Here is a 7,744-nt window from a genome sequence, read left to right on the forward strand (position 1 = left end):
CAATATAGACAGCGCCGCATTCTAGCCCTTCTTCGCTCGAGGTCAAAATGTCTGTTGCGCCGACAAGGCCTCGGCAAGCTCGCGAACCACCGGCAGCCAGTCGCCGGGCGCCGCCTGTCGCCATAGCCGCACCGACGGGTACCACGGCGCGACGGCCGCGTCCGCAAGAAAGAACGGCGCGCTCTCGGCACGCAGCAGCGCCCAGGTAGGCTTACCCATCGCCCCGGCCAGATGCAGGATGGCGGTATCGACGCAGACCACCAGATCCATCTGCTCCAGCAGCGCGGCGGTATCGGCAAAATCGTCTATCGATGCCTGCGTCACCAGTCCTTGCAATTCGGCGGGCAACTCTCCCGGCTGCAAGGCGACGAAATCGATGCCGGGCACCCGGCAGATTTCGGCAAACAAGGCTGGCGGCACCGACTTATGCTGACGCCACGCATCGGCAATGCCCACGCCCCAGCGCCCGCTCTCCCAGACCACGCCGACTTTCAGCTTGCCATTGCCCGCCAGCGTTGACTGCCCCCCTTCCACAGGCTGGAGGTAGCCCGCTGTCGGCAGCGTTTCCAGCGTCACGCCCAGCACGCCGGGCAGCGACATCAAGGGCAGTTGGCAGTCATACGCCGGCGCCGCGTCGGGCGGCAGCAACTCGATGCCGTCAAATTGCGCGAACAGGCGGTGAAACGTCTGCGGGCAGGCCAGCAACAACCTGGCGTCCGGATGCTCGGCGCGGATGCGCGGCAGAAAACGCGCCATCTGCAGGCTGTCGCCCAAGCCCTGCTCCGCCCACAGCAACAGCGTCCGCTTGCCCAAGGCGCGGCCATCCCAGCGCGCGCCCTCATGCCGCGGCGCGAGGATGCTGCGCCAACGGGCCTCGTACAACGGCCAGGCCTCGGCGTAGCGGCCCGCCAGCAGCAAAGCGATGGACAGGCTGAACTGCAGATTGGCGTCCTGCGGCGCCAGCGCCAAGCCGCCCTGCAGCACGGAAATGGCGTCATCCAGCAGCAGCGCGCTGGTGCAGACGTTGCCGAGATTGTTGCAGCGGGCCGCGGTGACGCCGCCGAGCTCTATCGCCTTCAGGAAGCAGGCGATGGCGTCGTGATAGCGCAACTGGTGCTGCCGCACCACGCCCAGATTGCTCCAGGCATCCACATGCGCAGGCTCCGCCGCCAGGGCCTCTTCCAGCAGCTGGCCGGCCAGTTGCAGTTCGCCCAGTTCCTTCAGCAGCACCGCCAGATTGCTCTTGATATTGGCCGACGCCGGGTTCAACGCCGACGCGGCCATGTAGTCGTCCAAGGCGCGCGCATTGTCGCCCAACTGCTGCCGCGCGTTCGCCCGGTTGGCCAGCGCCTGCCAGTCTTGCGGATTCTGCGCCAGGCAACGATCGAACACTGCGATCGCGCCCTGCCAGTCGCCCGCCGCCGCGCGGCGGTTGCCTTCGTCGAAATCCGCCTTCACCACCGCCTTCAGCGCCATAGGGCCTCCGTCAGTTTCCGGCCAGCAAGGCTTGCAGGCCGGCTTCGTCCAAGATCGCGACGCCCAGCTCCTGCGCCTTGGCGAGCTTGCTGCCCGCCTCTTCGCCGGCCACTACATAATGCGTCTTTTTCGATACGCTGCCCGAGACCTTGCCGCCGGCAGCCTCGATCAGCGCCTTGGCCTGATCGCGGCTCAGCGTGGGCAGGGTGCCGGTCAAGACCAGCGTCTTGCCGTCCAGCGGCAAGGCCATGGCCTCGGCGGCTTCCGGCAGACCTGCCACTATCTCGTCGCGCAATCCGGCCAGGCTGTCCAGCGCCTCGCGCTTGCCCGGCGCATCCAGCCAATCCGCCAGCGCGTTCACCACTTCGGCCGGCAAGTCCAGATCCAGCAGCGTGCGCCGTTCGCTCTGCGCCAGCCATGCCAGGCTGCGCTGCGCGGCCAGTTGCTGGCTGCGCACCTCGGTCAGCCGTGGAATGGCCAGCCGGGCCAACAGCGCCGCGTCGTCCAGCCGCTCGCGCAGCTTGGGCGAGGGCGCGTGCTCGTCCGCCGGCCTCACTTCGGCCAGCAGCGCGTCCAATGCCTGTTCATTGTTGTTCTCGGCGAAAAAGTCCGCCAGCGACTCCGCCACCACCGCGCCGATGTCCGGCAGCGCGGCGAACAGGGCCGCTGGGCAGCGGCGGATCAGCGCCATGGTGCCCAGCCAATCGGCCAGGGTCTTGGCGGTGGATTCGCCGACATGGCGAATGCCCAGCGCGAACAAGAGCCGCGCCAAGGGCGGGGTGCGGCTGGCGTCTATCGCCGCGATCAGGTTTTCCGCCCACTTGCTGGCCACCTTGCCGGCCTTCACCGTCTCCGGCGTGACACCCTCGTCCTCGTCGGCGCGGCGCTTCATTTCCAGCAGGTCGTCCAGCGTCAGCCGGTACAGGTCGGCCACGCTATTGACGTAGCCGTACTCGACCAGCTTGTCGATATAGCGCTCGCCCAGGCCGTCGATATCCATCATGCGGCGGCCGGCGAAGTGCTGGATCGCCTGGCTGCGCTGGGCGCGGCAGGACAGCCCGCCGGAGCAGCGCGCCACCGCCTCGCCCTCTTCGCGCACCACGTGGCTGCCGCACACCGGACAGGACGCGGGCAGGCGGTAAGCCGGGTATTGCGGCTCCTCGCCCGCGCTGAACAGGTCGCCGCCGGCGGCTGGCCGCATCGGCCGGCGCTCCAGCACCACGGACACCACTTCGGGAATCACATCGCCGGCGCGGCGCACGATCACCGTGTCGCCGACTCTCACATCCTTGCGCCGAACTTCGTCCTCGTTGTGCAGCGTGGCGTTGGTGACGGTGACGCCGCCTACGAACACCGGCTTGAGCCGCGCCACCGGGGTAATGGCGCCGGTGCGGCCCACCTGCTCCTCGATAGCCTCGACCGTGGTCAGCGCCTCCTCAGCCGGGAATTTATGGGCTATGGCCCAGCGCGGCGCGCGCGACACAAAACCCAGCGCGTCCTGCAGCGCGCGGCTATTCACCTTGTACACCACGCCGTCGATCTCGAACGGCAAGCCGGCGCGGCGCGCAAGCACGCCCTCGTAATAGCCGGACAGCCCGGCCACGCCGCGCACCACTGGCCGCAGGCTCGCGTCCACGACCGGGAAGCCGAGCTGCTTCAACCAGTCCATCTCGCCCTGGTGGGTCGCCGGCCAATCTGCGCCTTCCACCTGGGCGATGGCGTAGGCGAAAAACGACAGCCGGCGCTGCGCGGTGATGCGCGAATCCAACTGGCGCAGGCTGCCGGCGGCGGCGTTGCGCGGATTGGCGAAAGCCTTATCGCCGCGGGCCAGTTGGTCGGCGTTCAGGCGCTCGAAGTCGCGCTTCAGCATCAGCACCTCGCCGCGGACTTCGAGCAAGGCCGGCGGATTCGCGCCGTCCAGCTTCAGCGGAATCGCGCGTATGGTGCGCACGTTCTCGGTCACCTGTTCGCCGGTCACGCCGTCGCCGCGGGTGGCGGCTCGGGTCAACACGCCGTTTTCATACAGCAGGGAAATGGCCAGTCCGTCGAACTTGGGCTCGGTGGCGTATTCCACCTCCGCCGCCTCCAGCCCCTTGCGCACCCGCTCGTCGAACTGGATCAATTCGGCGTGGCGCGCTGCCGGATCGGCCATTTGCATGTCGGAAAAAGCGTTGGACAAGGACAGCATGGGCACCGCGTGGGTGACGCTGTCGAATTCGGCCAGCGGCGCGCCGCCGACTCGCTTCGTCGGCGAATCGGCCACCGCCAATTCCGGATGCGCTTCTTCCAGCGCCTGCAATTCGCGGAACAGGCGGTCGTATTCGGCATCGGGCACGGTCGGCGCGTCCAGCACGTAGTATTCATGGCCGTAACGGTTCAGCAGCTCGCGCAACTCGGCTGCGCGCAGTTCATGTGCGGTCATCGGAAACTCTCGAACGGCAAAAGGGCCGGCATGGCCGGCCCTGGAATCATCTTCAATTTTGACTCAGGCAAACAAGCGCAGCGCGGCCACGCTGCCCGGCGCGATGCCGCGGTCGTCCATGCTGCCGTAGATGTGCAGCAACTGATCGCGGATGCGGCCCAGGCCGGCATCGGTCAGCACCCGGCGGTTGTCGTCCACCAATTGGGCATCGAACTCGTGGGCCAGCTGGCGGGCAAAATAGACGGCGCGGTCGAACACATCCACCCCGCCTGCCACTCGCGGCACGTCGAACAGCAGCGTCAGCGCCGGGAAAGTCTTGTCCAGCAGCGTGTGGAAGGTGAACGGCATCTGATCCGCCGCCACCAGCGAGTAAAGGGTATTGCCGGAGTCCGCCAGATAGTGGAAGGCGCCATCCGGCTCCAGCTGCAGCCCGGCGGCTTCGGCGAAGCTGCGCAGGCGCGCGCCTTCGACCGGCGCCTTGGGCACGATGTTGATGCCGATCAGCACGTCCACATCGGCGCAGAAGCGGTCCAGCTCGCGCGCCGCCACCAGCTTTTGCTGGCGCTGCGGGAAACTGACCGCCGCGTCGTGGTCCTCGGCGAAGCGCGATACCTGCTGGCAGAACGCGGCCAATTCCTGTTCGGTCACCGCGCCGGAGCGGTCCACCATTTGCATGCTGATGTTGATCTGCTTGTAGCGGGTGCCCGGCAGCGCCTCAGCCACCTTCCATAGCCCGCGCTCGGTGCGGCCGATCAGCTGGGTGCGCTTGCCGACGTTGAAGCGCGGCATGGCCGCCAGCTCGTGTGGCTCGTGGAACAGCACCTCGGCGATGAAGTCCAGCGACGGATCCAGCATGGCCACCACCAGCGCCTGATGATCGGCGGAATCCATCGCCAGTTCGGCGTCGTCCTCCTCGTCTATCACCGGCACCTCAGCCGCCGCGGCCATCGGCTCCAGGCGCACAGCGGCGCCGCGCGGCGGCTCCGGCGCGATGGCCGCCGACTCCGGCAACTGCGGCTCGAACGGTTCCGCGTCGTCGTCGCGGTCGTCGAAATCGGCATCGACCAGCACCGGCTCCATGCGATCGCTGCGGCCGTCGCGCACATTATTCTTCGGCACGTCCAGCAACACGTCATCCTGCGGGCGGGCAAAAGCCTGCTGCGTCCGCCTGCGGAAACGCCATTCCTGAAACATGTTGAAGCCGAAAACCAGGGCGATCACGCCGCCGCCCAATATCAACACACCAATCTGCAATTCGCTCATCAGCCAGTCCGCTATTAAGGCGAATAATTCGAAGCCGCACCCTGTCCCCATGGACGCTATCGCTGGTCGGCCTCCCGCTATTATCCTGTCGCCGCCATTGCTGCAAAAGCCGGCAGCCACCCGTCCAAGACGGGCATTCCACGCTCATTATAACGAAAGCCCGCCTCGGCGCACCATTTGGCAGTACATAAACGCTTGACAAACGCCCTTGTCAATCCGATGTCATGCCAAACGGCCCGCAATGGCGGCTGCGGAACCCCGCAGCCTGGTATCGACTCAAACCGAATGAACATGACATTTCTGACAGGAGAATTTATTCATAGCGCGTGCAAGAATAACTCTGTTATTGGACCGTACTAGCCTGTACAACATTGCTTAGAACAGCACGGGGACTCTTTACGATGAAAAAATCCGATCAAGCCAGTTTCCTGCCTGTCGTTCGCGAATTGTCGCGCACCTATCAGGCTTTTGAACAATTCGCCAGCTACAACATCCGCCGGCTTGGGCTGACGCCGCCGCAATTCGATGTCGTCACCACGCTGGGCAACAGTCAGGGCATGAACTGCAAGGAGCTATCCGATCACACCCTGATCACCAAGGGTACCCTGACCGGCGTGCTGGATCGTCTGGAAGACAAGGGCATCGTCGCCCGCAGCATGCAGCCCAACGACCGACGCAGCGTGTTCGTGGCGCTGACGCCGTATGGCCAGGAGCTGTTCAGCCAAGCCTTCCCGGCGCATCTGGACTATATGCACAACGCCTTCCAGCAATTCGGCGAACAAGACCTGTCCGGCTTCTGCAATGAACTGGGACGGCTGCGCGCCAGCTTCAGCCAGGCGCTTGAGCAACAGGAGAGCGAACCGGCCTGAGCGCAGCATCGTTTAAGGCCCGGCCTGAAAGCGTATCGGCACCGTCAAGGTAGACTCAATGGCGGCGCCGTTGCGCACTGCCGGCGCGAAACGCCAGCGCGATACCGTTTCCAGCGCCGACTGGTCCAAGCGGCGGAAACCGCTGCTGCGCGCCAGCTCCACTGCCAGCGCGCGGCCGTTTGTCCCTACGCGCACCTTTAGCAGCACCACGCCCTCCTCCCCCTGCTGACGCGATCGCTCCGGGTAGGAGGGCTGAGGATTTTCCAGATAAGCCGGCGCATACAGCGCCTCGCGGTCGCCCTCCGCGCCCTCTCCCGTCTTGCCGCTTCCCGCCGGCAATTTAATCTGACCGCCATCCTTTGCTTCGCCATGCCCAACCGCCCTAGGCTCGCCGGGCGCCGCTATGGTCGAGTAGCGGTTCGCTTGCGCAGGCGCCAATGGACTCGCCTTTGCCGCAGCGCTTGGAGTCGGCGCGGCAGGACGCATCGGTTTTTCCGTGCCCGGAGAGGGAAGGGCCTGGGATGGCTGCAGACTGCGCTGAATCATGGCGGGCGGCTCCTGCGTAGCGCCGCCTCGGCTGCGCATCGCGGCCGCCGAATCGCCAGCGCGCCCAAGCCTGCCTGCGACGTCGCCCCCCTCCGCTTGCCCCGCCTCTCCCCCGCGCAAGGCCACCACCAGCGGCACCGCCGGTCTATTCGGTTCGAACTGCCAGGGCAGCCATAGCAGCCACAACAGCAAGCCATGCGCCAGCAGCGACAGCGGCAGGGCCCAACGCATCATCGTCTCAGCATCGCATTGCCGCGCGCGGACGGCTGTAATGCCACCACGCGATCACCATGCATAAGAGATAGAACAGGAAAAACATCGCGAACGCCGGCAAGAAACTGCCGAACCAATCCAAAGCCGAGCCGAAGGCCTTGGGAATGACGAAGCCGCCGAACGCTGCCATCACCGAGCTGACATTCATCGCCGACGCGCCGCGCCGGCCGCCGCGCAGATAGGCCTGCTGCAGGCTCTCGCCATGCAGCTGGGCATCGCGCCCGGCCAGGATCAGGAACACCTTGGGCGCCAGTTGATAAGACGAACCGTTGCTGACGCCTGCAGCAAAGAAAATCAACTGGAACATCGCCAGAAACAGCCAGAACGAACCGCCGCTGCCTGCGGACGGCATGCCCAGGTAAACGCCGATGGTGCCTGCCGCCATCAATAGATTGGCCGCGACGGTGGCGATGCCGCCGCCCACCTTGTCGCCCATCCAGCCGCCCAACGGCCGCGACAAGGCGCAAACCATCGGCCCGACGAATAGATACGGGCTGGCGTCGATATGCGGGAACATCGCCCGCGCCAACAAAGGAAACGCCGCGGAAAAACCCAGAAAAGTCCCGTAGCTGCCCATGTACAACAGGCAGATATACCAGGTGTGGGGGTCTTTCATCGCATCCAATTGATCGTGCGGCGTGATGCGCAGCTTGGGCAGATCATGCGCGTACAGCAGACACGCCAGGGCGATCAGCAGGATCAGGGGCAGCCAGATGTACGCGGCGTTCTGCAGCCAGACGAAATGCACCTCGCCGCCGCGCCCCCACACTTGCGGCTCGCCGGCCGCGTACCCGAACAAGGGATAGAGAATGCACAGCGGAATCAGCAACTGCGCGACCGACACGCCCAAATTGCCCAGCCCGGCATTCAGCCCCATCGCCAGGCCCTTCTCGGA

At 65.7% G+C, this 7,744-nt stretch carries 6 protein-coding genes; 1 reads left to right on the top strand and 5 read right to left on the bottom strand.

The window, feature by feature from the left end:
- Positions 1-42 precede the first annotated feature (42 nt).
- From C2134_RS04665 to C2134_RS04675, 3 genes are all read right to left on the bottom strand, one after another.
- Positions 43-1,476, bottom strand: a complete 1,434-nt coding sequence (locus tag C2134_RS04665; protein WP_103317931.1) for a tetratricopeptide repeat-containing glycosyltransferase family protein — start codon at positions 1,474-1,476, stop codon at positions 43-45.
- 10 nt (positions 1,477-1,486) lie between these two features.
- Complete coding sequence (ligA, locus tag C2134_RS04670) at positions 1,487-3,898, bottom strand: NAD-dependent DNA ligase LigA (RefSeq protein ID WP_103317933.1); 2,412 nt, start codon at positions 3,896-3,898, stop codon at positions 1,487-1,489.
- Positions 3,899-3,961: 63 nt separating this feature from the next.
- The gene (locus tag C2134_RS04675; RefSeq protein WP_103317934.1) at positions 3,962-5,161 is read right to left on the bottom strand and encodes a cell division protein ZipA C-terminal FtsZ-binding domain-containing protein; all 1,200 of its coding nucleotides are present in this window, start codon (positions 5,159-5,161) and stop codon (positions 3,962-3,964) included.
- Positions 5,162-5,562: 401 nt separating this feature from the next.
- Between C2134_RS04675 and C2134_RS04680 the strand changes: the two genes are divergently transcribed.
- Positions 5,563-6,030: a MarR family winged helix-turn-helix transcriptional regulator gene (locus C2134_RS04680; RefSeq protein WP_103317936.1), complete on the top strand. Its 468-nt coding sequence runs from the start codon at positions 5,563-5,565 to the stop codon at positions 6,028-6,030.
- Between the two features lie 12 nt (positions 6,031-6,042).
- On the opposite strand, the gene C2134_RS04685 is transcribed toward C2134_RS04680, so the two are convergent.
- Positions 6,043-6,810, bottom strand: a complete 768-nt coding sequence (locus C2134_RS04685) for an energy transducer TonB (RefSeq protein WP_103317938.1) — start codon at positions 6,808-6,810, stop codon at positions 6,043-6,045.
- Positions 6,811-6,814: 4 nt separating this feature from the next.
- A partial coding sequence (locus C2134_RS04690) for an MFS transporter (RefSeq protein WP_103317948.1) occupies positions 6,815-7,744 on the bottom strand: 930 nt, incomplete at its 5' end.

The organism is Chromobacterium sinusclupearum (genome assembly GCF_002902845.1).
GTDB lineage: Bacteria > Pseudomonadota > Gammaproteobacteria > Burkholderiales > Chromobacteriaceae > Chromobacterium > Chromobacterium sinusclupearum.

Excerpts from the sequence above, each read along its gene's own strand:
- ligA (WP_103317933.1), bottom strand. The coding sequence starts at position 3,898 with ATGACCGCACATGAACTGCGCGCAGCCGAGTTGCGCGAGCTGCTGAAC.
- C2134_RS04680 (WP_103317936.1), top strand. The coding sequence starts at position 5,563 with ATGAAAAAATCCGATCAAGCCAGTTTCCTGCCTGTCGTTCGCGAATTG.
- C2134_RS04685 (WP_103317938.1), bottom strand. The coding sequence starts at position 6,810 with ATGATGCGTTGGGCCCTGCCGCTGTCGCTGCTGGCGCATGGCTTGCTG.
- C2134_RS04675 (WP_103317934.1), bottom strand. The coding sequence starts at position 5,161 with ATGAGCGAATTGCAGATTGGTGTGTTGATATTGGGCGGCGGCGTGATC.
- C2134_RS04665 (WP_103317931.1), bottom strand. The coding sequence starts at position 1,476 with ATGGCGCTGAAGGCGGTGGTGAAGGCGGATTTCGACGAAGGCAACCGC.